Origin of the sequence: Kitasatospora indigofera (genome assembly GCF_014655955.1) — a bacterium.
GTDB classification, from domain to species: domain Bacteria; phylum Actinomycetota; class Actinomycetes; order Streptomycetales; family Streptomycetaceae; genus Kitasatospora; species Kitasatospora indigofera.
Genome location: NZ_BNBO01000005.1, coordinates 30363 through 56066, shown reverse-complemented (window position 1 = coordinate 56066; position 25704 = coordinate 30363). Strand labels below are relative to the sequence as shown.

Here is a 25704-nt window from a genome sequence, read left to right as displayed (position 1 = left end):
CCGGGACCGGGCCGGGCTGAACCCCGGGCCCGGCCGGCCGTCGGGGCGGGACCGCGGGCACACGGTCCGTAAGCTGGGGCGATGCTCGCGCCCGCCGCCCTGCCGACCCCGTTGCACCAGCTGTCCGACCCGGTGCTGGAGCGGGCCGGCCTGGAGCTGCGGCTCAAGCGGGACGACCTGCTGCACCCGGCCGTGCCCGGCAACAAGTGGCGCAAGCTGGTGCCCAACCTGGAGCCGGCGCGGGAGCGGGGGCACACCCGGCTGCTCACCTTCGGCGGGGCCTACTCCACCCATCTGCGGGCGACCGCCGCCGCCGCGGCCGCGCTCGGCCTGTCCAGCGTCGGGCTGGTCCGGGGCGAGGAGCTGGCCGGGGCGCCGCGGAACTGGTCGCTGCGGGCGGCCGAGGCGTCCGGGATGGAGCTCGGGTTCCTCACCCGCGCCGAGTACCGGCGGACGGTGGCCGGGCTGGCGGACCCGGCCGTCGCGGCCGGGCTGGCCGAGCGCTGGGGCCGCTGCCTGGTCCTGCCCGAGGGCGGCTCCAACGGGCCGGCGGTGACCGGCGCGGCGGCGATCCCGGCCGAGATCCCGGATCTCGGCCCGCGCGACCTGCTCTGCTGCCCGGTCGGCACCGGTGCCACCCTGGCGGGCATCGCCGCCGGGCTCCCCCCGGGTGCGCGCGCCCTCGGGGTGGCGGTGCTGCGCGGCGGCGAGGGGTACCTGGAGGGCGAGCTGGCCCGGCTCCACCGGGAGGCGTACGGGCGGGAGTTCGCGAACTGGCGGATCGACCACGCCCACCACGGCGGCGGCTACGGAAAGGTCCCGGCGGAGCTGGAGGCCTTCGCCGCCGATTTCGAGGAGCGGCACGGGATCGCGCTGGAGCGGCGCTACGTCGCCAAGACGCTGCTGGCCGTCCACGAGCTGGCCGCGGCCGGCGCGCTGGCGCCGGGCACCCGGGTGACGGTGGTCGTCACGGGGCTGCCGGACCCGGTGCGGTAGCCCCGGGGGCGACCGCGAGCCCGTCCATGAAGACCGTGAACAGGCGGGCGCCGCGGCCGGCCTCCGAGGGTGCCTGGTCGGCGATCCATCCGAGGGCGTTGACCAGGGTGAACAGGTCGGTGCCGTCGATGTCCGGGCGGATCCGCCCGGCCTCCTGGGCCCGCCCGAGCAGGTCGCCGGCGGCCTGCCGCATGGCCACGCAGGACGCGTGCAGGGGTGAGTCCGGGTCGTTCAGGGTGGCCATCAGCGAGCCGGCCAGGCCGCGGTAGCCGCCGGTGCTGACGATGAAGCCGCTCAGCCACTCGGTCAGTGCCGCGGCGGGTTCCAGGGTGCGCCCGAGGTCGGCCGCGCGGGTGGCGAGCCCGTCGAAGCGTTCGCGCAGCAGCGTCTCCAGCAGGTCCTCGCGGGTCGGGAAGTGCCGGTAGAGGGTGCCCAGTCCGACGTCCGCGCGGCGGGCGACGTCCCGCAGGGAGGCCTGGGTGCCCTGCTCCCCGACCACCGTCCGGGCCGCATCGAGGATGCGTTCGCGGTTTCTCTCGGCGTCGGCGCGCCGGCCGCGGGGGGTGGCGGGGCTCTCTGCGGTCATGCGTTCTCTCCGGTCGGGGGCCGGTCGCCGGGGCGCCCGGGTGTTTCGCGGCGGGGGCCGGTCAGCGGCCCGGCGGGCCACTGCCGTTGACAAGTGGAGCACTGCTCCGGTTATATCCGGAGCATCGCTCCGCATTCTACGGGGCGCTCGTCCGACCAGGGGAGAGTCATGACCAGGGCAACGATGGGTGCGATTCGGGTGCACGAGTTCGGCGGCCCGGAGGTACTGCGGTACGAGCAGGTGCCGGTGCCCGAGCCGGCGCCGGGCGAGGTGCTGGTCGAGGTCCACGCGGCCGGGCTCAACCCGCCGGACTGGTACGCCCGGACCGGCTTCGCCAACATCCCCGCCGAACTGCGGGCCCGGCTGACGCTGCCCTTCGTCCCGGGGACGGACATCTCTGGCGTGGTGGTGGCCCTCGGGCCGGGGGACTCCGGCTGGGCCGTCGGGGACGAGGTGTTCGGGCTGGTGCGGTTCCCCTCCGCCGGTGACGCCGGCCGGGGCCACGCCCAGTACGCGACGGCGCCGGGTACGCACCTGGCGCGCAAGCCGGCCGGGCTGGACCACGTGGGCGCGGCAGGGATCCCGATGGCCGGGCTGACCGCCTACCAGTTCCTCTTCGACCACATCGGCCTGGAGCGCGGCCCGGGCAAGGGGGCGGGCCGGACGGTTCTGGTCAACGGCGCGGCGGGCGGGGTCGGCCACTTCACCGTGCAGCTCGCCAAGGCGATCGACGCCCAGGTGGTCGCGGTGGCCGACGGGCGGCACGAGGAGTTCCTGCGCGGCCTCGGCGCGGACCGCTTCGTCGACTACACGGCCACCCCCGTCGAGGAGGTGGTGCGGGACGTCGACCACCTCGTCGACACCGTCGGCGGCCCGGACGCGCACCGCCTCCTGCGGGTGGTCCGACGCGGCGGCACCCTCAGCCCGGTCTTCCTCGGCGAGTACCACCGCGAGCGGGCGGGGGAGCTTGGCATCACCTTCCCCTCCGGCCAGGTGCACTCGGACGGGGCGCAGCTGGGCGAACTGGCCCGGCTGGTCGAGCAGGGCTTGCTCACGGTGGGGGTGGACAGCGTCTTCCCGCTCGCGCGCGCGGCCGACGCGCACGAGCGGGCGGAGCGCGGACACCTCCAGGGCAAGATCGTCCTGCGGGTGGCGGAGGACGGCTGAGCCGCCGGCCGGGGCCGGCCCGCCACGGGGGTGCGGGCCGGCCGCGGCCGGGTCAGCCGAAGGTGAGGTTGGCGCAGGGGTCGGTGTCGGCCGTCCGCGCGTTGTCGGCGATGCCGGTGGGGATCGTCGACGGGATGGTGCTCGACGGGCTCGGGCCGCCGGAGGGGCTCACGGCGGCCGGCTCGTAGTCCCGGCCGAGGGTGATCACCACACTGTCGGCGCCGCTCTCGGCGACCAGCCGGGCCCCGGGGAAGAGCGCGGCCAGCTGCTCGACTCCGGCCCGCTGGGCCGCCGGGTAGGTGATGTCGGTGGTGAGCCGCCCGCCGCCGGTCGCGTCGAGGGTGACGTCCTGGTAGCCCTTGGCCCGGAGGGTGTCGGCGGCGCGGCCGGCCAGGCCGGCGGTCTTCGTCCCGTTGACGACCACGATCGGCACGGTGACGGTGACGGGGGCGGCCGTGGCAGGGCCGGTCGGGGCGGCGGGGGAGGCGACGGGCGCGGTGGCCGCCGCGGTGCCGTCGGACGGGGCCGTGCCGGTCGCGGCCGGGCCGGTCGGGACGGTGTCGGCCGAGGGGGCGGGCCCGGTCGGGGTGGTGGCCGGATCGCCCTGGCCGGTGGGTCGGCCGTCGAGGGTGCGGTCCTGGCGCAGCAGGGCCCAGAGGGTGTCCACGTCGGGGTGGACCAGGGCGACGCGGTCACCGGCGAAGCGCCAGGGGGTGGTGACGAAGGTGATGTCGGCGAGCTTGATGTTCTGCAGCGACTGCGCGAAGTCGACCAGCTTCATCGCGGTGCCCAGGCCCTCGTCCACGGTGAGCGAGCGGGTGGCGGCGTCGGCGAGCGGGAGCAGGGTCGGCAGCGAGAAGCCCTGGCCCTGGACCTTCTTGATCATCGATGACAGGAAGGCCTGCTGACGCTTCATCCGGCCGATGTCGGAGTTGTCGCCGAACCCGTACCGGGCCCGGAGGAAGTCGACGGCCGGCTGCCCGGATATCTTCTGCGGGCCCTTCTTCAGGTGGATGTCGTGCGAGTTCACATCGTTGGGGACGCATATGTCGACCCCGTTGATGGCCTCGGTCATCGCCGCCACGCCCCGGAAGTCCACCACGATGGTGTGGTCGATCCGAAGGCCCGTCAGCGCCTCGACGGTGTTCTGGGTGCAGGCCGGGTTGCCGTTCGGGAACTCGCCGACGGTGAAGGCCTCGTTGAACATCTGGTTGGTGCGCGGGGTCGTCCACGTCCCGTTCTGCAGTTTGCAGGACGGGATGGTGACCAGGGTGTCGCGGGGGATCGAGACGCCGACGGCGTGCTTGTGGTCCGCGTAGACGTGCAGCAGGATCGCGGTGTCGGAGTGGCCCACGCCGATGTCGCCGCCGCCGAGCGCGTCGTTGCCGCCCTCCCGGGTGTCGGACCCGAGGACCAGCACGTTCACCGGCAGCCTGGCCCCGGGCGTGACGGGAACGGGGGCCGGCGGCCGGCTGGTGGCGACGCCGCCCGGGTCGAAGGTGCTGATGTTGGTGTCGAGCCGGTGGTAGAACCAGGCTCCCGCACCCGCGACCGAGAGCACCAGGACGGCGGTGAGCCCGATGGCCGTACGGGCGAGCCGCCGGCGCCGGGGCGTGCCGCTGCGCCGGCCGTCGGTACGGCCGTTCGTGGGATCGGTCATCGCCCCTGTGCTCTCTCGTCGGCCACCGGCCGGGGCCGGCGGTCTGGTCTCATGGGTAAGACGCTTCGGGAGAACGTTCGGTTACACCCGCGGGCGATCCGGCCCGACGGTGTGACACGTCTCACGCCCGGCGGCCGGTTTCGCCCCGGTTCGCCCCGGGGGCGGCGGGCCGGGCGTGCGCGTACGGCGTGCGGTCCGGTCCGACGGCGGGTCAGGCGGCCGGGCCGGCGGGGTCGGTGGACGCGGCGGGTCCGGCCGGCGCGCCGGGGCCGACGCCGTCGAGCATCCGGCGCAGCAGGTCGCGCAGCGTCGCCCGCTCGTCGTCGCCCAGCGCGGCCAGCGGCTCGCGGGCGAAGTTCAGCGATTCGCGCAGTTCCTCGGAGGCGTCGGAGCCGGCTTCGGTGGCGGCGACCAGTTTGACCCGGCGGTCGTGCTGGTCGGCCTCCCGGGTGACGAAGCCGCGGGACTCCAGGCGGTCGACGATGCCGGTGATGTTGGACGGTTCGCAGCTGAGCGTCTGGGCGATGTGCCGCATCGGCATCGGGCCGCGGCGGAGCAGTGCGAGCACCTTGGCCTGGGCGCCGGTGAGCGAGCGGGCGGCGGCGGCCTCCTCGTACTCGCGGTGGAAGAGCGCGACCAGGTTCGCCATGAGGTCGACGACCTCGCGGGTGATCGCATCGGTCGGCTGCGGGGCGACGACCTCGGTCGGCTGGGTGTCCATACCGACCAGTCTACCTGAACATTTGACAACATGAACCTTTCATGCCCACGATTGCTTTACCGGCTCAACCTTTCAGGTGGGCCGGTAAACCCGGGGGAGGGCCCTCAGAACCGCCCCCGGGCGGACCCGCCGCTAATCGCAAGGAGAGATCGATGGCAGAGCAGGCAGTGCCCACCGTCGCCCGTGAGTGGCACCTCGCCGCCCGCCCCCAGGGCTGGCCGACCCCGGCGGACTTCGCGCTGGTCGAGGCGCCGGTCCGGCAGCCGGGCCCGGGCCAGATCCTGGTCCGCAACGAGTACCTCTCGGTCGACCCCTACATGCGGGGCCGGATGAACGACGTCAAGTCCTACGTGCCGCCGTTCGCGCTCGGCGAGGTGATGGACGGCGGCGCGGTCGGTCGGGTGGTCGCCTCGCAGGCCGAGGGCTTCGCGGTCGGCGACGCCGTGCTGCACGGGCTCGGCTGGCGCGAGTACGCCACCCTGGACGCCGGGCACGCCGTCAAGGTGGACGCCGAGGCGGCGCCGCTCTCCTACTACCTGGGCGTGCTCGGCATGCCCGGCCTCACCGCCTACGCCGGCCTGCTCGCGGTGGCCGGCCTCAAGGAGGGCGACCGGGTCTTCGTCTCCGGCGCGGCCGGCGCGGTCGGCTCGCTGGTCGGCCAGATCGCCCGGCTGAAGGGCGCCTCCCGGGTGGTCGGCTCGGCCGGTTCGGCCGAGAAGGTCGCCACGCTGGTGGACGACTACGGCTTCGACGCCGCCTTCAACTACAAGGACGGACCGGTCCGCGAACAGCTGGAGAAGGCCGCGCCCGAGGGGATCGACGTCTACTTCGACAACGTCGGCGGCGAGCACCTGGAGGCGGCGATCTGGGCGCTGAATGTGCACGGCCGGGCCGTGCTCTGCGGCGCCATCGCCCAGTACAACGACACCTCCGCGCCGGCCGGTCCGCGCAACCTGGCGCTCGCCATCGGCAAGCGGCTGCGGCTGGAGGGCCTGCTGGTGCGCGACCACGCCGAGCTTCAGCCCCGGTTCACCGCCGAGGTGGCGGGCTGGCTGCGCGACGGCAGCCTCCACTACGACGAGACGGTGGTGGACGGCGTGGAGCACGCCGCCGACGCCTTCATCGGCCTGCTGCGCGGTGGCAACACCGGCAAGATGGTCGTCCGGCTCGCCCCCTGAGCCTGTCCGCCCCGTGAGCCTTCCCCTTCCCGCCTCCTGACCCGGCCCGCTCCCGGCTCCGGCCCCCGGCCGGAGCCGGCCTGGTGCCGCGTCAACTGCTCCGCCCGCCGCCCCGCCGCCCCCTCCGGGCCGGCGGGGCGGTTTGCGTACGGGCGCTGGCCGGGGCCGCGCACTACCGCATCCCGGCCGGATCCGAAAGAGCGTCACCCGAGGTGGGGGGCAGCGCGGTACGGTGGTCCCGCCCCGTGATGGGGCCGTTCGGGGGAGAGATCCGAACGAGGGGTGGACCTCCTTGAGGATCCGACTAACATTGAGTGAAAGCCTGTCCGTTTTGCTCAATTTAGTGGCTTAATGTCGCCTAACTTGGGTAACTGTGGATCACTTGCAGGCACGAGGCAGCTGGGGAAGGCGACCCTCGTCCACAGCCTGGAGGTCCCGGTGACGACACGTGGAGTCCTGTACATCCACTCAGCGCCCCGCGCGCTGTGCCCGCACGTCGAGTGGGCGGTGGCGGGCGTGCTCGGTGTGCGGGTGAGCCTCGACTGGATCCGCCAGCCGGCCGCACCCGGCCACTGGCGTGCCGAGTTCTCCTGGCAGGGGGAGCCCGGCACCGCGTCGAAGCTCGCCTCCGCCCTGCGCGGCTGGCAGTTGATGCGGTACGAAGTGACCAGCGAGCCCTGCGCGACCGCCGAGGGCGAGCGCTACAGCAGTACGCCCGGCCTGGGCATCTTCCACGCCGTGACGGGCATCCACGGCGACATCCTGATCCCGGAGGACAGACTGCGCGCCGTCCTGCTGCGGGCCCGCAACGAGGGCAGCGACCTGGAGGCGGACATCTCCCGGCTGCTCGGCAAGCCCTGGGACGACGAGCTGGAGCCGTTCCGCTACGCGGGCGAGGGCGCACCGGTGCGCTGGCTGCACCAGGTGGTCTGAGCCCGGCCGTCCGGCTCGCGGCCGTCCTGCTCAGGGCCCAGCCGCTCACGGCCCTCGGGCGTTCCGGGGCCGGGCCGGGCCGTTTCCGAGCAGCCGAGCCCTGCCGAGCCTGCTGAGCCCTGCCGGGCCGCGCCGTGAGCTGAGCAGTCCAGAGCCGCCCGCGGCATGCGGCCAGGCGCGGGCCTGAGGTCACCGACCGCCCGCCGGACATGACAGTGGGGACGGTGTCCGCCCGGACACCGTCCCCACTGCCATGCCGGCGACGTCAGGACGCCCCCGCGGATCAGACGCTGCGGAAGGCCAGCACCACGTTGTGGCCGCCGAAGCCGAACGAGTTGTTCAGCGCCGCGATCGGGCCCTCGGGCAGCTTGCGCGGCTCGCCGGTCACCACGTCCGCGTCGACCTCGTCGTCCAGGTCGTCGAGGTTGATGGTAGGCGGGGCCAGCCGGTTGTACAGGGCCAGTACGGTCGCGACGGTCTCGATGCCGCCGGCGCCGCCCAGCAGGTGGCCGGTCATCGACTTGGTGGCCGAGACGGCGATGTGGTCCAGGTGCTCGCCGAGCTCCTTGCGCAGGGCCTTCAGCTCCGCGACGTCACCCTGCGGGGTCGAGGTGGCGTGCGCGTTGACGTGCACGATCTCGGCCTTGTCCAGCTGGTTGCGGTCGAACAGGTCGGCCAGCGCGCGGGCCACACCCGCACCGGTCGGCTCCGGCTGCGCGATGTGGTGCGCGTCCGAGGACAGGCCCTGGCCGATCGCCTCGGCGTAGACCCGGGCGCCGCGCGCGGCGGCGTGCTCGGCGGACTCCAGCACGACCACGCCCGCGCCCTCGCCCAGCACGAAGCCGTCACGGCCCTTGTCGTACGGGCGCGAGGCGCGCTGCGGCTCGTCGTTGTTCTTGGACATGGCCATCATGTTGGCGAAGGCCACGATCGGCAGCGGGTGGATCGCCGCCTCGGTGCCGCCGGCCACCACGACGTCGGCGCGGCCGCTGCGGATCATCTCGATCGCGTAGCCGATCGCCTCGGCGCCGGAGGCACAGGCGGAGACAGGGGTGTGCACGCCCGCGCGAGCGCCGACCTCCAGGCCGACGTTGGCCGCCGGGGAGTTGGGCATCAGCATCGGGACGGTGTGCGGGGAGACCTTGCGGACGCCCTTCTCCTTCAGCACGTCGTACTGGTCGAGAAGGGTGGTCACGCCGCCGATGCCGGAGGCGATCACGGCGCCCAGACGCTCGGGGGCGAGCTTGGAGGACACGTCGGTGGCGGGGGTCTCGTAGCCGGCGTCGGCCCAGGCCTCGCGGGCCGCGATCAGCGCGAACTGCGCCGAGCGGTCCAGCTTGCGGGCCAGCGGGCGGGGCAGGATCTCGCCCGGCTCGACGGCGGTGCGGGCGGCAATCCGTACGGGGAGGTCGGCCGCCCACTCCTCGGTCAGGACGTCGACACCGGAGCGGCCGGCGAGCAGGCCCTCCCAGGTGGAGGCCGCGTCGCGGCCCAGCGGCGTGAAGGCGCCGATACCCGTGACGACCACGGTGCGGTTTTCAGCGGTCACTGGTTTTTCTCTCTCACGTGTGGCGGGGGTTCGGCGGCGCCGGGGGTGGGGCCCGGCCGGGGCACTACGCGGGGCGCAGGGCCCCGGCCGGTCTTTCAGGCGGTCGCACCGGGCGATCCGGTCGGGTCGACCGGGCCGGAGGTGGTGACCAGTGCTCAGGCGTTGGCGAGGATGTAGTTCACGGCGTCGCCGACGGTCTTCAGGTTCTTGACCTCGTCGTCCGGGATCTTCACGTCGAACCGCTCCTCGGCGGCCACGACGACCTCGACCATGGACAGCGAGTCGACGTCCAGGTCGTCCGTGAAGGACTTGTCCAGCTCGACGTCCTCGGCCGGGATACCGGCGATCTCGTTGACGATCTCAGCGAGACCTTCCAGGACCTCGTCCTTGGTGGTAGCCATGGTGGCTGCTCCTCTTCGGTGTAGATGCGACGGCCCGGCGGGCGGCCGCAGGTTCAGTGGGTACAGCGGTACAGCGGTGTGCCTAGGGGAGCGTAACGACTGCCGCCGCGTAGACCAGACCCGCCCCGAACCCGATGATCAGGGCAAGGTCGCCGCTCCGGGCTTCACCGCTCTCCAGCATGCGTTCCATCGCCAGGGGGATGGAGGCCGCCGAGGTGTTGCCGGTCTCGGCGATGTCACGGGCCACCGGCACCGACGCAGGCAGCTTGAGCGCCTTGATCATGGCATCGGTGATCCGCATGTTGGCCTGGTGCGGGATGAACGCGCCGAGCTGGTCGGCGGTGATCCCGGCGGCGTCCAGCGCCTGCTGGGCCACCTTGGCCATCTCCCAGACGGCCCACCGGAAGACCGGCTGGCCGTCCATCCGCAGGGCCGGCCACTTCTGCTCCTCGCCGACGCCGTTGACGGCGTCCTGCTTGGCGAAGGCGGTGTCCCAGGCCTGGGTCTGCGAGATGACGTCCCGCTGGGAGCCGTCCGAGCCCCAGATGACCTTGCCGATCCCCGGCGTGTCGGACGGGCCGACGATGACCGCGCCCGCGCCGTCGCCGAAGATGAACGCCGTCGAGCGGTCCGAGGTGTCGGTCAGGTCGCTGAGCCGCTCGACACCGATCACCAGCACGTACTCGGCGCTGCCGCCGCGGATCATGCCGTCCGCCAGGCCCAGGCCGTAGCCGAAGCCGGCGCAGGCCGCGGAGATGTCGAAGGCCGGGGCCGTCCCGCAGCCGAGCCGCTGGGCGATCTCGGTGGCGATGGCCGGGGTCTGCTTGAGGTGCGAGACGGTCGCGACGATCACGCCGCCGATCTGCTCGGCCGTGATCCCGGACTGCGCGATCGCCTTGCCGGCGGCCTGCACCGACATCTCGGCGACGCTCTCCTCCGGGCCGGCCCAGCGGCGCTCGGCGATGCCGCTGCGGCTGCGGATCCACTCGTCCGAGGAGTCGATCCAGTTCAGCACCTCGGAGTTCGGGATCACCCGGACCGGGCGGTACCCGCCGACACCGAGGATGCGCGAGAACGCCGCGCCGGTGGCGGGCCGGATCTGTGGGGTGGTCATGCGTTCTGCTCCTGACCGCCGGACGCGTGGGCACCGTGCTCGGCCACCAGCGCACGAGCCTTGTCGAGATCGGCAGGGGTCTTGAGGGCCAGCGTCGCGACACCCTTGACGTTGCGCTTGACCAGGTTGGTGAGGGTGCCGGCCGGCGAGAGCTCGATCACGGCGGTCGCGCCCAGCTGCTGCAGGGTCTCCATGCAGAGGTCCCAGCGGACCGGGCTGGAGACCTGCGACACCAGTCGCTCCAGCACCTCGGCGCCGGACTGCACGACCTCGCCGTCCCGGTTCGAGACGTACGCCACGGCCGGGTCGGCGACCTTGAGGGTCGGCGCCAGCTCGGCGAGGCGTCGCACGCCCGGGGCCATGTGCTCGGTGTGGAACGCGCCCGCCACCTTCAGCGGGATCACCCGGGTGCCGGCCGGCGGGTCGGCCTTGAGGGCCTCCAACTGCTCCAGCGTGCCGGCCGCGACGATCTGTCCGCCGCCGTTGTTGTTGGCCGCGGTCAGGCCGTGCTCGGCCAGCTTGGCGGCCACGGCCTCCGGGTCCCCGCCGAGCAGGGCGGCCATGCCGGTCGCGGTGACCGCGGCGGCCTCCGCCATCCCGAGGCTCCGCTCGCGGACGAAGGTCAGCGCGTCGTGCGCGCTGAGCACACCGGCGCCGGCCGCGGCGGTGATCTCACCGACGCTGTGGCCGGCCACCGCGCCGACGGTCTCCCGGGCGAGGTTCTCGTCCGGGAACAGCGCGCGGGCGGTCACCAGGCCGGCGGCCACCAGCAGCGGCTGGGCGACGGCGGTGTCCTTGATCTCCTCCTCGGAGGCCTCGGTTCCGTAGCGCACCAGGTCGAGCCCGGCGACGTCGGACCAGCCGCGCAGGCGGTCGGCGACGCCGTCCACCTCCAGCCAGGGGCTGAGGAATCCGGGAGTCTGGGCACCCTGTCCAGGGGCGACGATTACGAGCACGGTTCAAGCCTCTCTTGCCAGGAGCCCGGGGGCGGGTAGGCGACGGTAACGAAGAAAAGCACGCGGGATTGTGGAGTCCCTACAGCGCTGTCAGTTCTGCTCCCCGACCGTGCCGAGCCGGCCCAGTGCGAGTGCGATGCGCAGCGTGAAGGCCGACCGTACGTCGGAGGGAGCATAGCCCGTGACGTCAGTCACACGTCGGAGCCGGTAGCGCACCGTGTTGGGGTGGACGAAGAGCATCCGGGCGGCGCCCTCCAGCGAGGAGGCCTGCTCCAGGTACACACTCAGCGTCTCCAGCAGGGCCGAGCCCGCCTCGTCGAGCGGTGTGTAGATCTCCTCCACCAGCTGGCGACGGGCGGCCTTGTCCCCGGCGAGCGCGCGTTCCGGCAGCAGGTCGTCCGCCAGGACGGGGCGCGGGGCGTCCGGCCAGGCCGCGCAGGCCCGCAGGCCGGCCGCGGCCGCGTGCGCCGACCTGGTCGCCGACAGCAGGTCGCCGACGGTCGGGCCGACCACCACCGGGCCGGGGGCGAACTGGCCGATCAGCGCCCGGGCCGCGTGCACCGGCTCCTTGTCGCCGCCGACCACCACCACCAGGCGCTTGCCCAGCACACCGGTCAGGACGTGCAGCTTGGCGTACCTGGCGGCCCGTCGGATCGCCTCCACCACCAGCTCGCTGTCCCCGTCGGGCGCGCTGCCCATCACCACCCGGACCTGGCTCGGCTGGCCCCAGCCGAGCGCGGCCGCCCGGGAGAGCACACCCTCGTCCGCGTCACCGGAGAGCAGCGAGTTGACGACCAGTGCCTCCAGCCGGGCGTCCCAGGCCCCGCGCGCCTCCGCCGCCTGGGCGTAGACCTGCGCGGTGGCGAAGGCGATCTCGCGGGCGTACACCAGCACCGACTCGCGCATGTCGGCCTCGTCGCCGGGGGCGGCCACCTCCTCGATGGCCTCCTCCATCACCTCGATGGTGGTGCGGATCAGCTCGACGGTCTGGCGCAGGGTGATGGCCCTGGTCAGCTCGCGCGGCGCGGTGCCGAAGACGTCGGTGGAGATGGCCTGCGGCGCGTCCGGGTGCCGGTACCACTCGGTGAAGGCGGCGATGCCCGCCTGCGCGACCAGGCCGATCCAGGAACGGTGCTCCGGCGGCATCCGCCGGTACCAGCCGAGCTGGTCGTCCATCCGGGCGATCGCGGCCGAGGCCAGCTTGCCCGAGGACTTCTCCAGCCGTTTCAGGGTCGCGACCCGCCGCTCGGCGCGGTCGGCCGCCAGTTTGCGCTCCTGCGCGGTCAGCCGGGGCGCGGCCCGGCCGGCGCGCGGCGCGGCGGCGGCCTTGCCGCCCTTCGCGGCCGCGCCGGACCTGGCCGCTGCGGATCTGGTTGCTCCGGCCCTGGCAGCGCCCGGCGCGGCGGGCTGCGCCACGCCGACGGTGTCGTCGGGCGGGTCGGACTGGTCGTTCTTGGCGTTCGCGGAGGCGGCTGGCACAGGACAAGACTGCCTCACCCGGGTGACCGCTCGTGCACAGCCCCTCCGATCCGGCCCGGTGGCAGCGATCACACCGGCTACCGTGGGGCCCGTGACCGACGCAGCCATCCGCCCCCGAACCGACCTGCGCCGCACCGCCGAGCGGTACCTCTCGACCCCGGCGACCGGCATCGAGACCAGGCACGCGTTCTCCTTCTCCGGGCACTACGACCCGAAGAACACCCACTTCGGCGCCCTGCTGGCCTGCAACGAGGAACGGCTCGCGCCCGGCGCGGGCTTCGACGAGCACCGCCACCGCGACACCGAGATCCTCACCGTCGTCCTGGAGGGCGCGCTCGCCCACCGCGACAGCGACGGCCACAGCGGCGTGGTCCGCCCGGGCATGGTGCAGCACCTCGGCGCGGGCTCCGGCGTCACCCACACCGAGCGCAACGTGGGCGGCGCCGAGGTGCCCGTCCGCTTCGTCCAGATGTGGCTCCAGCCGGACGTCTTCGACGCGCCCCCCGCGTACGGGCTCCGACGGGTGGAACCGGCCGCCGACGGGTTGACGCTGCTCGCCTCCGGGCTGCCCCGCGACGCGGACACGCCGGCCCTGCGGCTGCGCCGCTCGGACGCCGCGCTCTGGCTGGTCACGGCCGGCCCTTGGCTGCCGCTGCCCGAGCTGCCCGCCGCCGAGTACCGCTACGCGCACCTGACGGCGGGTTCGCTGGGCTTCCGCACCGTCCGGGGCCCGCAGGGCGGCGGCCGCTCGATGGAGCCCGGCGACAGCGCCCGGATCAGCGGCGACGCCTTCGCCGACCCGACGGCGGGCGAGCACGGCGCCGAGCTGCTGCTCTGGGAGATGCACTCGCCCGTCTCGTACGGCTGACCGCCGGGCCGCCGTGCCGCTCGCCGGGCCGGCGTCCGTCCGGGCCGGGGCTCAGCCGTCCAGCTCGTCCAGCACGGCGTCGGTGAAGGCCGGCCAGGCCTCGGCCGCCCACGGCCCGAAGTCGCGGTCGGTGAGGGCCACGCAGGCGACGCCCGCGGTCGGGTCCACCCACAGGAAGGTGCCGGACTGCCCGAAGTGGCCGAAGGTGGCCGGCGAGCTGGTGGTGCCCGTCCAGTGCGGGGCCTTCTCGCCGCGGATCTCGAAGCCCAGGCCCCAGTCGTTGGGCTTGCGGTGCCCGAAGCCGGGCAGCACGCCGCTCAGCCCGGGGAAGGCGACGAACCGGGTGGCGGCCTCGACGGTCGAACGGTCCAGCAGGCGCGGTGCCTGCAGCTCGGCGGCGAACCGGACCAGGTCGGCCACCGTGGAGACGCCGCCGGCGCCGGCCGGCGAGCGGTGCCCGGTGTCCAGCCGGGAGGCCGTCATGCCCAGCGGCTGGAACACCGCCTCCGCCAGGTACTGCGCGAACGGGATCCCGGACGCCTTCGCCAGGGTCTCGGCGAGCACGTCGAAGCCGGCGTTGGAGTAGAGCCGCCGGGTGCCCGGCGCCGCCATCGTCCGGTGCTCGTCGAAGGCCAGGCCGGAGGTGTGGGCCAGCAGGTGACGCACCGTGGAGCCGTCCGGGCCGGCCGGGTCGTCCAGCTCGAACACGCCCTCCTCGACCGCGACCAGCGCCGCGTACGCGCTGAGCAGCTTGGTCACCGACGCCAGCGGGAACGGGTGCTCCTGCGGCCCGTTCTCGCCCAGCAGCGCGCCGTCCGCGCCGCGCACCACGGCCGTCGCCGCGTTGGTAACCGGCCAGTCCTCGATCATCCGCAAGCTCTGCATGGGCCCGACTCTAGCCAGTTCCCCCGGACGGCCGCGTGCGAGGCTTGCTTTGAGTGCGCTCCAACTCACTAGCGTCGTAGTCACCGCACACCAGGGGGTCCAGCCCATGACCACAGTCACTCCGGCCGCCGACGCACCGGCCGCCCGGCGCGCCGTCGCCGTCTGCCCGCCGGGCCCGGCCGCCGGTCGGTCCGTCGACCCGGCCGACGGCGGCCGGCGCAGCTGCGCCGAGGTGTACGCCGCCCCGGACAGCGCCCCGGACCGGACCCCGCGGCACACCATCAGCGAGGTGGCGGCCGCCACCGGCCTCACCGCCCACACCCTGCGCTGGTACGAGCGGATCGGCCTGCTGGACCCGGTCGACCGCACCTACTCCGGCCAGCGGCGCTACAGCGACGGCGACCTCGCCCGGCTGGGCTTCCTCAGCCGGCTCCGGCTCACCGGCATGTCGGTCGCCGACATGCTCCGGTACGTCGAACTGGCCCGTCTCGGCGAGGACACCTTCGCCGAGCGGCGCGATCTGCTGGTCACCCACCGGGAGGAGGTGCGGCAGCGGCTCGCGGACCTGCACGCGACGCTCGCCGTGCTCGACCACAAGATCGACCTCTACTCCGGCACCCAGGACCCGACCGCGCTGCGCGAGCCCCCGGCCGGGCCGGACCCGGCGAGGGCGCGGCGGCCGGGAGCGCGTGCACAGCACCCGGTCGCGGCCCAGCGGCCCCTCGCGGCGCAGCAGGCCCTCGCGGCGCAGCACCCCGCCGACGCGCAGCACCCCGCCGACCGGCAGCACCCCGTCACAGAGCAGACCCCCGTCACGGCACGGGCCCCCCGCACCCGGACCCCGAGCAAGCAGAGGAAACAGAGCGCATGACCATCCCCACCACCAAGCTCGGCAGCACCGGCCCCGTCGTCGGCGTCCAAGGCCTCGGCTGCATGGGCATGAGCGAGTTCTACGGCCCGACCGACACGCCCGAGGCGCTCGCCACCCTGGACGCCGCGCTCGACCTCGGCGTCACCCTGTTCGACACCGCCGACGCCTACGGCGGCGGGCACAACGAGGAGCTGATCGGCCCGTTCGTCCGGGCCAACCGCGACCGGGTGGTGCTGGCCACCAAGTTCGCCATCGAGCGCCGCGAGGACGACCCGGCCTGGCGCGGCGTGCGCAACGACCCGGCCTACGTCCGCTCCGCCGTCGACGCCTCGCTGCGCCGGCTCGGCGTGGACGTCATCGACCTCTACTACATGCACCGCCGCGACCCGGCCGTCCCGTTCGCCGAGTCGGTCGGCGCGATGGCCGAGCTGGTGCGGGCCGGCAAGGTGCGTCACCTGGGCCTGTCCGAGGTCACCGGCGCCGAGCTGCGGGAGGCGCACGCCGTGCACCCGATCGCGGCCCTGCAGTCCGAGTGGTCGATCTTCTCCCGGGACGTCGAGCGCACCGCGGTGCCCGCGGCCGCCGAGCTCGGGGTCGCCTTCGTGCCCTACTCGCCGCTCGGCCGGGGCTTCCTGACCGGCGCGTTCACCGCCGCCGAGGAGCTCTCGCAGGGTGACTACCGGCGCCGGCACCCGCAGTTCAGCGGCCCGAACGCCGAGGGCAACGCCCTGCTGGTGGAGCCGGTCCTGAAGATCGCCGCCGCCCGCGGGGTCGGCGCGGCGCAGGTCGCCCTGGCCTGGGTGCACCAGCGGGCCGAGGTGCACGGCCTGCCGGTGGTGCCGATCCCGGGCACCCGGCGGCGGAGCAGGCTGGCCGAGAACACGGCCGCGGCCGGCCTGCGGCTGACCGCCGAGGAGCTCGCCGAGCTGGAGCCGATCGCCGGCCGGGTCGCCGGGAGCCGGTACGCCGACATGTCGTTCACCTCGGCCGGGCGCGAGTAGCCCCCCCGGCCGGGGAACGCCCCCCGCGTTCCCCGGCCGGGCCCCGTCCGCCGTCCCCCGTCCCGCTGCGCTCAGGCCTCCCGGCCGAGCCAGCCGGCCAGCCGGGCGTAGGGGGCCGCGTCCGCCGGGACGGGCCGGACCTCGCCGAACGGCACGAACCCGCGGATGTCGGCGGGCAGTACGGCCTCGGCGATCCCCAGCGCGGCCACGGCCAGCGCGTCGTCCAGCGGGAGGGTGCTGTCCAGCGCCCGCGCGATGTCCCAGGAGTGCGTGACCGCCTCCATCACGTAGCCGCCCAGCGCGCCCCGGCCCGGCACCTCGCCCCAGGGGGCCACGCTCGGCCGGTCCAGCTTGGCGTCCTCGGCCCAGGCCGCCGTCACCCGGGCCCGGGCCCGCTCGAACACGGCGGGCCACTCGTCGTCCTCGATCTCGCCGCAGGCGGCCGCCACGTCCTGGGCCCGGCCGCCCTCCCCGATGTAGGCGAGCCGGTGCACGCCGCCGACGGTGTGGCTCAGCAGCGCCCGCAGGTCGTACTCGGTGCACGGGGTGGCGTTGCCCAGCGCCCCGGGCGTCACCTCGGCGATCAGCTTCTCCAACTGGCCGAGCGCGAGCAGGTACAGCGGGCGGGGGTCCTGGGTCATGTCCATGCGATCTCCATGCGATGAGCGGGTTGCTGCTTCGGGACCCACCTTCGCGGGAAAACCTGACACCTGCCGTCATGTTTTCCTGGCATTCTCGACGCCATGAAAGCCGACCGGCTGCTGTCGATCCTGCTGCTGCTCCAGACCCGCGGACGGGTGACCGCCGGCGAGCTGGCCGAGCGGCTGGAGGTGTCCGTCCGCACCGTCTACCGCGACGTCGAGGCGCTCTCCGCGGCCGGCGTGCCGGTCTGGAGCGAGCGCGGGCGGCACGGCGGTGTCAGCCTGCTGCCCGGCTACCGGACCGACGTCACCGGCCTGACCGGCGACGAGGCCCGGGCGCTGTTCGTGCTGGCCGCCGAGGGGGCGCACCGGGCCCTCGGCCTGGACGGCGCGCTCGGCTCCGCCCTGCGCAAGGTGATGGCCGCGCTGCCCGCCCCGCACCGCCCGGCCGCCGAGCGGACCAGTGAACGCGTCCTGGTCGACCCCGCGCGCTGGATGCGGACCGGCCCGGAGACCACCACCGACTTGGGCGAACTGCAGCGGGCCGTGTTCGCCGACCGCCGGCTGCGGCTCGCCTACCGGCACAGCGGCGCCGCCGGCCCGGCCGAGTACACCGTCGACCCGTACGGCCTGGTGAGCAAGGCCGGCGTCTGGTACCTGGTGGCCGACCTGGCCGGCGCGCCGCGGCTCTTCCGGGCCGACCGGGCGTCGGCGGCCGAGACCCTGGAGGAGCCGGTGCGCCGCCGGCCGGGGGTCACCCTGGGCGAGGCCTGGGCCGGGCTGCGCGAGCGGGTGGAGCGGCTGCCGGTGGAGGTGACGGTGCGGCTGCGGGTGCGCAGGGAGCGGCTGGACATGTTCGTCCGGATCCACGGCGCCCTGCTGGTGGCGCCGCCGCCGACCGCCCCGCCGCAGGAGTGGACCGAGCTGGTGATGGGCTTCCGGGCGGTGCAGGCCGCCCGCGCGCTGCTGGCCTTCGGGGCGGACGTCGAGGTGATCTCCCCGCCCGAGGCCCGCCGGGAGCTGGCCCTGGCGGCCGCCGAGGCGGTGCGGCTCTACGGGCGGGACGCCCCGGCGCCGGGCCCCGAGGGGGCGGCGGCGGACGGCCCGGACGCCGGGCGGTGACCGGCGGCGCGGGCGGGGAGGAGGCCCCCGTCGCTCAGCTCTGCGCCGGCAGGGTGTGGCTGACCGCCCGGTAGTGGCCGAGCGCGATCGAGGCGAAGTTCCGCAGGCTGTGGGTGCCGGTTGCCAGGTAGCCGTTGTGGCCGGCCGCCCCGGCGGAGGAGATCTCCTCCGCCCCGAAGCCGCCGCCGGTCGGGTCGGCGCCGTGGCCGAGCCCGCCGAACTCCAGGTACGGCACGTTGCCGATCCAGTCGGTGGGATTGCGGGTCGCCCAGACCTGGACGCCGCCGCCCAGCTCGGCCGCGCTCTCCACGCCCATGCCCGGGCTGCCGAACACCACCACGTCGGTGATCCCGGCCGGTTCGCCGTCCGCGCCGGTGGCGGGCGGGATGTCCGGGGCGGCGATCCCGCAGACCACCGAGCCGTACGAGTGGCAGAACAGGGCCGGCGGGGCGGTCGGGGCGGTGGTCTCCTTGAGGCCGCCGAGCAGCCGCTCCAGGCGGGGGGCGGCGACGTCGGCGAGCCGCGAGGTGACGGCGTCCGGGCCGAGGCCGGAGGGGGTGACGTAGCCCGTCCAGGCCACCACCGCGCTCACCGTGCCGGGGGCCTGGCGCTGCTCCTCGGCGAGCAGCGCGCGGGCCATCCCGGCGGGGGAGCGCAGCGGCTCGGAGGCCTGGTCGTGGTGGCCGAGGTCGGCGTCGGAGCCGGGGACCAGCACGGAGACCCGCTGGGCGCGGGCGAGGTCGCCGAAGACCTCGCTGACCAGCCCGCGGCCGCGCGGGTCGAAGGCCAGGATCTGCCGGCCGGCCTGCAGCAGGTGGTCGCAGTCGTTGGCGCGGGAGGCGGCCAGCGCGCGCTCGGCGGAGTCCAGCGAGTGGTCGGCGGCCCGGGCCCGGGCGCGTTCGCGCTCGGCGGCGACGGCCAGCCGGTTGGCGCGGTAGCGGACGTCGAGCGGCGCGCCGTCGAAGTTGCCGACCACCAGCGGGTACTCGGTGAGCAGCCGGTCCAGCTCGGCGGGCTTCAGCGAGGCGAAGAAGGCGGCGACGGTGCCGGCCGAGGTGGTGGCCGGGTCGGGGAGGGCGCGCCCGAGGGAGTGGTCCTGCACCCAGGCGGCACTGCCGGCCGGGGGCGTCGCGATGGCGACCTGTTCGGTGGAGGCGGCGGCCTGGGCCGCGGCCGCTCCGGCGTCCACGAGGACCGCGCAGCCCGCGAAGGCGCCGATCAGTACACGCTTCCAACGCCTTCGGCGCATGGCGTCAACTCCCTCGGGGACCCGTGACCGTCACTGCGGGCGGGGCCCGGAGGTGGTACGACTGCCTACTGCTCCGGCAAGCGTAGGTGGTCGGGAGGAGCGATGGGCGAGCCCTAAACTGTGGGATGGGTCACATGCCGCCCCGTCCGGCCCGTATCGCCGGGCTGAACCGGGAGTTTCGCCGGGGTGCCGCGCCGGTGGTCCGGTGATCGGCCCGCGCGCGTCGCCGGCCGGGCGCCCGTCGCCCGCAGTGCCCGCCCGGCGCGTGCGCCGGACGCGCCGGCGCAGGTCAGCGTCCTGCTCGCGGATTTCGGCGGGCCGCCGAGCCGGCCCGCCGCCGCGCGGACGTCCGGGTGGCCGGCCCGGCCGGGGTGCCCGCGGCCCCGGCGCGCCCGGCCGGCCCCGGGTCAGGCCAGCGAGGTCCAGCCGCCGGAGCCGCGGTCGGCCTGTTCGAGCCGGTCGGGGTGCCCGCTGCCGTCGGCGACCGAGATCCGGCGGTACCTGTCCTGGTGGAAGACCCAGAACTCGCTCCTGCCGCCGACGCGCTGACGGTCCGGCACGGCGAGGAAGCTGTCGACCCGGGTGACGCCTTCGAGCGAGACCCAGGCGGTCAGCTCACGGTCCGAGCGTTCCAGGGCGTCCATGTGCAGGCCGCTGTCGTTGACCGAGATCAGCCGGTAGACCTGCCGGCCGCCGGTGCTGTGGAACACCCAGTACCAGCTCTTCCCGCCGACGCCCTGGAGGTCCGGCACCGGGAGGAAGGCGTCGACCTGGGCGACGCCCGCCAGCGAGCCCCACCGGCCCAGGCCGCGGTCGGCGTGGTCCAGGGTGTCGGTGTGTGCGACGCCGTCGGCGATCGACACACCCCGGTAGACCTGCTTGCCGCCGACGGTGTGGAAGAACCAGTACCGGCTCCGGCCCCCGACCCGCTGCCTGCCGGGGATCGGCAGCACGGCGTCGACCCGGGCCACGCCCTGCAGCGCGTCCCAGCCGGTGAGGGCGCCGTCGGGCTTCAGCAGGGCGTCGTCGTGGGTGCCGCCGGCGACCGAGATCCTGCGGTACCGGCCCTGCCGGAAGACCCAGAACTCGCCGACCCCGCCCGGGGTCTGCGCGTCCGGCACCGCGAGGAACTCGTCCACCACCTGCGCGGGCGGCCGCGCGGGCTGCTGCCCGCCGTCGGGCAGGCCGGCCCCGGTCTGCGGGGTGCCGGTGCCCTGCTGCGGGGCGCCGCCGCCGGGCTGCTGCCCCGCGGCCGGCGCCTGCGGGGCGAGGGTGCCGTCGCCCAGCCCGCGCAGCAGGCTGAGGGAGGGCGCGAAGGCGTAGACCGAGCCCTCGGTGCGGACGAACTGCTTGAAGCTCAGCGGGGTGACCTGGCGGCTGCCGTCCGCCGCCCGGCTCTCGTAGCTGACCGGGCAGTCCAGGCCGACCATGGGGTCGCCGCCGGGCTCGTGCGGCGCGCGCCCGGGCGGGAAGTTCGTCTCGTCGATCCAGGCGGTCTGGATGAACTCGAACTGGGTGGTGATGTCGGCCTGGTAGCAGACGAAGAGCAGGCCGCGCGGGTCGTCCGGGCCGCCGGGGCCCTCGGAGGCCGGGTCGAAGGGCTGCCCGTACGGCGCGCCGCGGCGCATGATGCGCCGCCCGTCGAGGAGCCGGGCCTCCAGCGGGGGCTCGCCGGGCCGCTCGCGCAGGCCGTCGCGCGGGCTGGTCTTGCGCAGGTGCGAGAAGAGCGGCGTGACCAGGCCGTCCGGGTCGTCCCGGAAGCCGAAGTCGTTGTCGTTGGACGCGGACGGGTCGAACGGCACGTCGGCGCCGGGGTGCTTGCAGACGGGCGCGCCCGAGCGCCAGCGGCCGACCAGCCGGGCCGCCAGCCACTCGGTGGTGGCCTCCGGCGGGACGGCCTTGGCCTGCTTGAGGATCTTGAGCTGGACGCCGACCTGGGCCCACCAGCCGGGCACGTCCTGGGCGAGCCGGCGGACCACCTGGAAGGAGCCGTTCCGCGCCCAGTCGGGGAGGCCGGTGCCGCTGCCGGGGGCGGGCTCCTCGCCGACGACGAACTCGCCGGCCGGGACGATCCGGGTGCCGGGGTGGCCCTCCACCTCGTCCGGGTCGGTCGCCGAGGGCCGGTCGAAGCCGCGGACGCCCGGCTCGCTGACGCCGTCCTTGAAGCCGAAGTGCTCCTTGCCCCGGCGGGTGCCGAGCAGGGTCGCCGCGTTCTGCTGGAAGACGATCACGATCCGGGCCTGGGCGGCGGCGTCCCGCTGCTCGCTGACCGCGGCCTGGAGGTCCTGCGCGGTGTCGGCGGCGACGGTCAGCACCGCGTGCACCGGCTGGGTCCGGCCGTTGCCGAAGAGCCAGTTGTCGGGGGAGTTGTCGCCGGTGTCGCCGAGCGCGCCGGCCCGCTTGGCGGAGCCGTCCTTGAACGCCTCCAGGGTGCCGCCGACGGGCGCGTCCTCGTAGGGCTCCCGGCCGGACAGCTCGGCCAGGCCGGCGTAGGTGAAGCTGATGCCCGTCCAGACGGCCTTCAGCGAGCCGGGGTCGTCGCCGCCGGAGGCCCGGCGGGCGGCGCTGAAGGCCGCGTTGAAGGTGGCCACCTGACGGGTGGTGGCGATCCTGGGGGTGAGGGCCTTGAGCCAGGCCCGGGCCTTGGGGGCGTCCTCGAACTTCAGGAACAGCAGGGTGACGTGGTCCTTCTTGAATCCGGCGAGGATGTCGCCCTGGATCTCGTCGCTCTCGCGCAGTCTCAGATCGGTCATGCGTGCCCTCCTGGGGCGGGTTGTTCACTGGAACACGTACGGTAGGTGGGTTCATCGTGGACGAACCAAAATGTCACCCGGACGGGGCCGCGCGGAATCCGTCGCGCGCGCCCCCGTCCGGGGTGCGGGGCGGGGGCGCCGCCCGGTGAACGCCCGTCAGGACGGCGTGCCCAGCTGGACCCACTGCGCGGTGCTCGGGACGCCCTTGTCGTCGAGGAGGAAGAGCATGTAGTACCCGGGCGGGGCCGCGGCCGCCGACGGCGGCGCCTGGAGCTCCAGCTTGGTGCCGGCCCGGCTGGTGATCCGCAGTTCGACGTGGCGCTGGCTGGTGTTCACCGAGTGGGTCGCGGTGGTCGGCGAGAGCAGCACGGCGCGGGAGGCCAGCGTCGGCGTCGAGGTGGTGGCCAGGAACCTGCTGCCGTAGCCGATCATGCTCTGCGGCACCCGGTCGAGCGCCGGGCGGTTGCCCTTGGCCAGGTAGGCGGGCTCGTAGATCTCGATGCTGCCGTTCATGTCGTCCGTGATGTCCGGGTCGTTGGCGAGCTGCTGCAGCTCGTCGCCGGTCACCATCACCCGGCCGTCCGGGAGCACCACCGCGTTGGAGTGGTAGCCGCGCGGCAGGCGCTGGACGGGCCCGAGCCGCCAGTTGCCCTGCGCGTCGCGCAGCTCGGTCTGGCGGTACTTCAGGTCGGCGTTGGGGTTGTAGGGCCCGTTGCCGTAGTCGCGGATGTCGTAGGCGCCGTTGACGGTCATCAGGGTGCCGTCCGGCAGCAGCAGGGTGTCGTCCTGGGTGCGGCCGAAGGCCCGGGACTTCTCCGCCGTCCAGGTGCCGTTGGAGAACTTGAGGGTGTTCGGGTTGTCCCGGTCGCCGCCGAGCAGCAGGGTGGCGTCCGGGCCCTCGGGGCCGCCGGGCAGCGGCACCGCCGAGCCGTAGTTGCGCTTCTTGCCGTCCGGCCTGGCCGGCAGGTCGGAGCGGGTCTCGTTGTTCGGGTCGAACAGCCACTGCTCGCCGGGGTGCCGGCCGAAGCCGTAGACGTTGCCGTCACGCATCGAGAACAGGTGCGGGTAGTCCAGGGTGAACGGGGCGCTCGCCCTGAACGTGTCCACCGGCGTGTTGCGCGGCACGTCCGACTTGGTCTGCGGCACCGGGTAGGCCTTCGCCGGGAACCGCTCGACCACCGGGGTCGGGGTGCCCCAGCCCAGTTCGGACTGGCCGGACATGATCAGCTGCCGGCCGTCGGGGCCGGTGACCACCGACGGGTACCAGCGGCCGACCGACATGTCCGGGTTGCGGGTCCAGGTCTCCGTCCACGGGTCGAAGACCAGCGACAGCTTGGCGCCGCTGCCGCCGTTGCCGCCCAGGTTGCCGCCGAAGACCCCGAGCATGCCGTTCGGCAGGAACGAGTGCCCGGCGCAGAAGAACGGCGCCGGGCGGGGCTCGCCGAGCCCGTCCGGCATGTCGATCACGGGCGGGGTGACCTTGGTGAACGCGTCGGGGCCGGTGCCCTTGGCCGGGTCCCAGAGGAAAGCGCGGCCGGCGTTCTCCTTGCCGGTGGTCTGGGTCGGCGCGGGCTCCTTCTCCGGGTTGGTCTCGATCCGCTCGAAGGAGAAGAGCAGCACCTTGCCGGTCGGCAGCATGGCGATGTGGGCGGCGAACTCGGGCGAGGGGAAGTACTGCTTGAAGGCACCGGAGGTGGTCGGGTCGAAGCCGGCGTTGATCTTCGCCTGGCTGTCCGTCAGCGCGTTCAGCCGGTTGGTCCTGGTGGGCTGCGGGTAGTCGCCGATGCCGCGGATCGCCGCCCTGGCACCGGCGTGCGCCTCGGCGTGCTCCTGGCCCAGCGAGGCGACCTCGTCGGGGCGCATCTCGGCCATCACCCGGGGCGAGGTGATGTGCGGGGCGGCCTCCTCGCCCGCCGGGTGGCCGTCGTGGCCGTGCACCTGGGCGGCGCGGGCCAGGGCCGGGGCCGCGGTGGTCAACAGGCTCGCGCCGGTCAGGGCGGAGACGACGGCGCACGCCGAGAGGGCGGCGGAGAGTTTCCTGCGGGACATGGGGCTCCTCGGGGCAGGGGCGTGGGGCGGGAAGGTGGCGCGTGCAGGGGTGCGGGGGCCGGCGGGGGAGTACGCGCGGGAGTCCGTGGGCGGGGCCGCGCGGAGCCGGGGCCGACGCCGCCACATCATCACGCCCCGTGGTGGTTCGCATGCGACTCGACCGGCGAGGGCGCCAGGATGAGCCGTTCGGACTCACCCGGTGATTCCGCAGGGTGACGGACCGTCGGCCGCCGTACCGTCACACCACGCCGAGCGCGTAGACCGCGAAGGCGGCCGCCCCGGCGCCCGCCACCGCCTTCCAGGCGCGCGGGAACGACGTCCAGGGGCCGTCGAAGCGGCGGGCGAACCGGCCGATCCCGACCAGCGCCGCGGCGAACAGCGGCAGCAGCACCAGCCGGCCCGCCACCCAGGCCGGCGAGTCCGGGGCGGTGGTCAGCCCCGGCACCGCGCCGAACGCCGCCGCGCCCGGCACCGCCACCGCCAGCATCGCGCTCTGGTGCCAGCAGAACACCGTCATCGCCGACAGGTTGACCAGCACCACCGGCAGCCAGAGCAGCGGCCGGCGCAGCAGCCGCCCGATCCGCTCCCGCAGCAGGACGGCCGCCCCGCACTGCACCGCCGCCAGCGCGAGCACCAGCAGCGACGGCGGGTGCGAGTTGGTGCGCGCCGCGCCCGGCACGCCCACCATGCTGGCCGGGTAGTGGAAGAACAGCAGCAGCGCGGCGAACAGCGCGCCGCCGCCCAGCAGCAGGAGCCGCGCGGCGCGGCGCCCCAGCCGGCCCTGCGCCCAGAGCACGCCCAGCTGGTAGGCGAACATCCAGCCCGGGAGGATGTTGACCAGGGCGAGCCAGGACGGCACCGCGTCGGCCCACGGCCCGTACCGCAGGGCGTCCACCAGGGCGACCACGGCCAGCATCGCGGCCGCCGACCGGCCGCCGAACCGCCGGCCCAGCGCCACGCACCACGGGGTGAGCGCCGTCAGCCCGAGGTACACCGCGATGTACCAGAGCGGCTGGACGACCAGCACCGAGCCGGTCCGGACGGTGCCGTCGGGCACGCCGAGCCGGTGCAGCACGGGGATCAGCAGCGCCCAGACGGCGGCGACGCCGAGCACCGGCCGCAGCAGCCGCACCGCCCGGCCGCGCAGCCAGGCCGGGGTGCCCGCGCCGCGCTCCCGGGCGCGCTCCAGCGAGCGGACCGAGGAGTGGCCGCCGACCAGGAAGAACACGCCGAGCATCTGCAGCAGCCAGCTGGCCGGCGCGAAGAAGCCCAGCGAGGTGAGCGGGCTGGCGTTGTGCAGCGCGCCGTCGGGGGAGAGGGTGAGGCCGCCGAGCATCCAGTGCCCGGCCGGTACGGCGAGCAGGGCGAGCGCGCGGAGCCCGTCGAGGGCGCGGTCGCGGCTGGCGGGGGTCTGCGCGTCGGCCTTGGCGGCGGCCCGGCGCAGGGCGGCGAGAGGTCCGGCCATGGTGCGGCTCCTTCGGTGCGGATCGCGGTGGATCGCGGCGGATCGGTGCGGTGCGGTGCG

The 25704-nt window shown here is 74.7% G+C and carries 21 protein-coding genes and 1 pseudogene; 8 read left to right on the top strand and 14 right to left on the bottom strand.

The window, feature by feature from the left end:
* Positions 1-81 precede the first annotated feature (81 nt).
* Complete coding sequence (locus IE329_RS06890) at positions 82-996, top strand: 1-aminocyclopropane-1-carboxylate deaminase/D-cysteine desulfhydrase (protein WP_190209927.1); 915 nt, start codon at positions 82-84, stop codon at positions 994-996.
* On the opposite strand, the gene IE329_RS06885 is transcribed toward IE329_RS06890, so the two are convergent.
* Entirely contained in the window at positions 968-1582 is a 615-nt protein-coding gene (locus IE329_RS06885) for a TetR/AcrR family transcriptional regulator (RefSeq protein ID WP_190209926.1), read from the bottom strand. The genes IE329_RS06890 and IE329_RS06885 overlap by 29 nt on opposite strands.
* 168 nt (positions 1583-1750) lie before the next feature.
* Between IE329_RS06885 and IE329_RS06880 the strand changes: the two genes are divergently transcribed.
* Entirely contained in the window at positions 1751-2749 is a 999-nt protein-coding gene (locus IE329_RS06880; protein WP_190209925.1) for an NADP-dependent oxidoreductase, read from the top strand.
* Between the two features lie 52 nt (positions 2750-2801).
* On the opposite strand, the gene IE329_RS06875 is transcribed toward IE329_RS06880, so the two are convergent.
* Positions 2802-4409 (bottom strand): LCP family protein, encoded by a 1608-nt coding sequence (locus IE329_RS06875; RefSeq protein WP_190209924.1) that lies wholly within the window; start codon positions 4407-4409, stop codon positions 2802-2804.
* Positions 4410-4620: 211 nt separating this feature from the next.
* A complete protein-coding gene (locus tag IE329_RS06870) occupies positions 4621-5130 on the bottom strand; it encodes a MarR family winged helix-turn-helix transcriptional regulator (protein ID WP_190209923.1) in 510 nt (169 codons plus the stop codon).
* Between the two features lie 152 nt (positions 5131-5282).
* Between IE329_RS06870 and IE329_RS06865 the strand changes: the two genes are divergently transcribed.
* Positions 5283-6308, top strand: coding sequence for an NADP-dependent oxidoreductase (locus IE329_RS06865; RefSeq protein WP_190209922.1), 1026 nt, complete (start codon positions 5283-5285; stop codon positions 6306-6308).
* Positions 6309-6746: 438 nt separating this feature from the next.
* Positions 6747-7241: a DUF3145 domain-containing protein gene (locus IE329_RS06860; protein WP_190209921.1), complete on the top strand. Its 495-nt coding sequence runs from the start codon at positions 6747-6749 to the stop codon at positions 7239-7241.
* A gap of 283 nt (positions 7242-7524) precedes the next feature.
* Here IE329_RS06860 and fabF read toward each other — a convergent pair whose 3' ends face one another.
* From fabF to IE329_RS06835, 5 genes are all read right to left on the bottom strand, one after another.
* The gene (fabF, locus tag IE329_RS06855; RefSeq protein WP_190209920.1) at positions 7525-8790 is read right to left on the bottom strand and encodes a beta-ketoacyl-ACP synthase II; all 1266 of its coding nucleotides are present in this window, start codon (positions 8788-8790) and stop codon (positions 7525-7527) included.
* 155 nt (positions 8791-8945) lie between these two features.
* Entirely contained in the window at positions 8946-9191 is a 246-nt protein-coding gene (locus IE329_RS06850) for an acyl carrier protein (protein ID WP_190209919.1), read from the bottom strand.
* 82 nt (positions 9192-9273) lie between these two features.
* On the bottom strand, positions 9274-10305 hold the full coding sequence (locus IE329_RS06845; protein ID WP_190209918.1) for a beta-ketoacyl-ACP synthase III: 1032 nt from the start codon (positions 10303-10305) through the stop codon (positions 9274-9276).
* Positions 10302-11261, bottom strand: coding sequence for an ACP S-malonyltransferase (locus IE329_RS06840; protein WP_190209917.1), 960 nt, complete (start codon positions 11259-11261; stop codon positions 10302-10304). Before IE329_RS06840 ends, IE329_RS06845 begins: the two co-directional genes overlap by 4 nt.
* A 90-nt stretch (positions 11262-11351) precedes the next feature.
* Positions 11352-12527, bottom strand: a complete 1176-nt coding sequence (locus IE329_RS06835) for a PucR family transcriptional regulator (RefSeq protein WP_286158462.1) — start codon at positions 12525-12527, stop codon at positions 11352-11354.
* A gap of 304 nt (positions 12528-12831) precedes the next feature.
* Between IE329_RS06835 and IE329_RS06830 the strand changes: the two genes are divergently transcribed.
* Complete coding sequence (locus IE329_RS06830) at positions 12832-13608, top strand: pirin family protein (protein ID WP_229927231.1); 777 nt, start codon at positions 12832-12834, stop codon at positions 13606-13608.
* Between the two features lie 51 nt (positions 13609-13659).
* On the opposite strand, the gene IE329_RS06825 is transcribed toward IE329_RS06830, so the two are convergent.
* On the bottom strand, positions 13660-14493 hold the full coding sequence (locus IE329_RS06825; protein WP_190209916.1) for a serine hydrolase domain-containing protein: 834 nt from the start codon (positions 14491-14493) through the stop codon (positions 13660-13662).
* Positions 14494-14599: 106 nt separating this feature from the next.
* Here IE329_RS06825 and IE329_RS06820 point away from each other — a divergent pair.
* Positions 14600-15106 (top strand): annotated as a pseudogene (locus IE329_RS06820) (MerR family transcriptional regulator); the annotation flags it as partial.
* A 254-nt stretch (positions 15107-15360) separates the two neighbouring features.
* A complete protein-coding gene (locus IE329_RS06815; RefSeq protein ID WP_190209914.1) occupies positions 15361-16365 on the top strand; it encodes an aldo/keto reductase in 1005 nt (334 codons plus the stop codon).
* A 71-nt stretch (positions 16366-16436) separates the two neighbouring features.
* Here the strand turns inward: IE329_RS06815 and IE329_RS06810 are convergent, their stop codons facing one another.
* Positions 16437-17012, bottom strand: coding sequence for a TIGR03086 family metal-binding protein (locus tag IE329_RS06810; protein WP_190209913.1), 576 nt, complete (start codon positions 17010-17012; stop codon positions 16437-16439).
* A 96-nt stretch (positions 17013-17108) separates the two neighbouring features.
* Between IE329_RS06810 and IE329_RS06805 the strand changes: the two genes are divergently transcribed.
* The gene (locus IE329_RS06805) at positions 17109-18128 is read left to right on the top strand and encodes a helix-turn-helix transcriptional regulator (RefSeq protein ID WP_190209912.1); all 1020 of its coding nucleotides are present in this window, start codon (positions 17109-17111) and stop codon (positions 18126-18128) included.
* A 34-nt stretch (positions 18129-18162) separates the two neighbouring features.
* On the opposite strand, the gene IE329_RS06800 is transcribed toward IE329_RS06805, so the two are convergent.
* From IE329_RS06800 to IE329_RS06785, 4 genes are all read right to left on the bottom strand, one after another.
* Positions 18163-19377: an alpha/beta hydrolase gene (locus IE329_RS06800; protein WP_190209911.1), complete on the bottom strand. Its 1215-nt coding sequence runs from the start codon at positions 19375-19377 to the stop codon at positions 18163-18165.
* 407 nt (positions 19378-19784) lie between these two features.
* Positions 19785-22130, bottom strand: coding sequence for a Dyp-type peroxidase (locus tag IE329_RS06795; protein WP_229927230.1), 2346 nt, complete (start codon positions 22128-22130; stop codon positions 19785-19787).
* A gap of 156 nt (positions 22131-22286) precedes the next feature.
* The gene (locus tag IE329_RS06790; protein ID WP_190209910.1) at positions 22287-24179 is read right to left on the bottom strand and encodes a galactose oxidase early set domain-containing protein; all 1893 of its coding nucleotides are present in this window, start codon (positions 24177-24179) and stop codon (positions 22287-22289) included.
* 238 nt (positions 24180-24417) lie between these two features.
* Positions 24418-25644: an acyltransferase family protein gene (locus IE329_RS06785; RefSeq protein ID WP_190209909.1), complete on the bottom strand. Its 1227-nt coding sequence runs from the start codon at positions 25642-25644 to the stop codon at positions 24418-24420.
* Between the last annotated feature and the right edge of the window lie 60 nt (positions 25645-25704).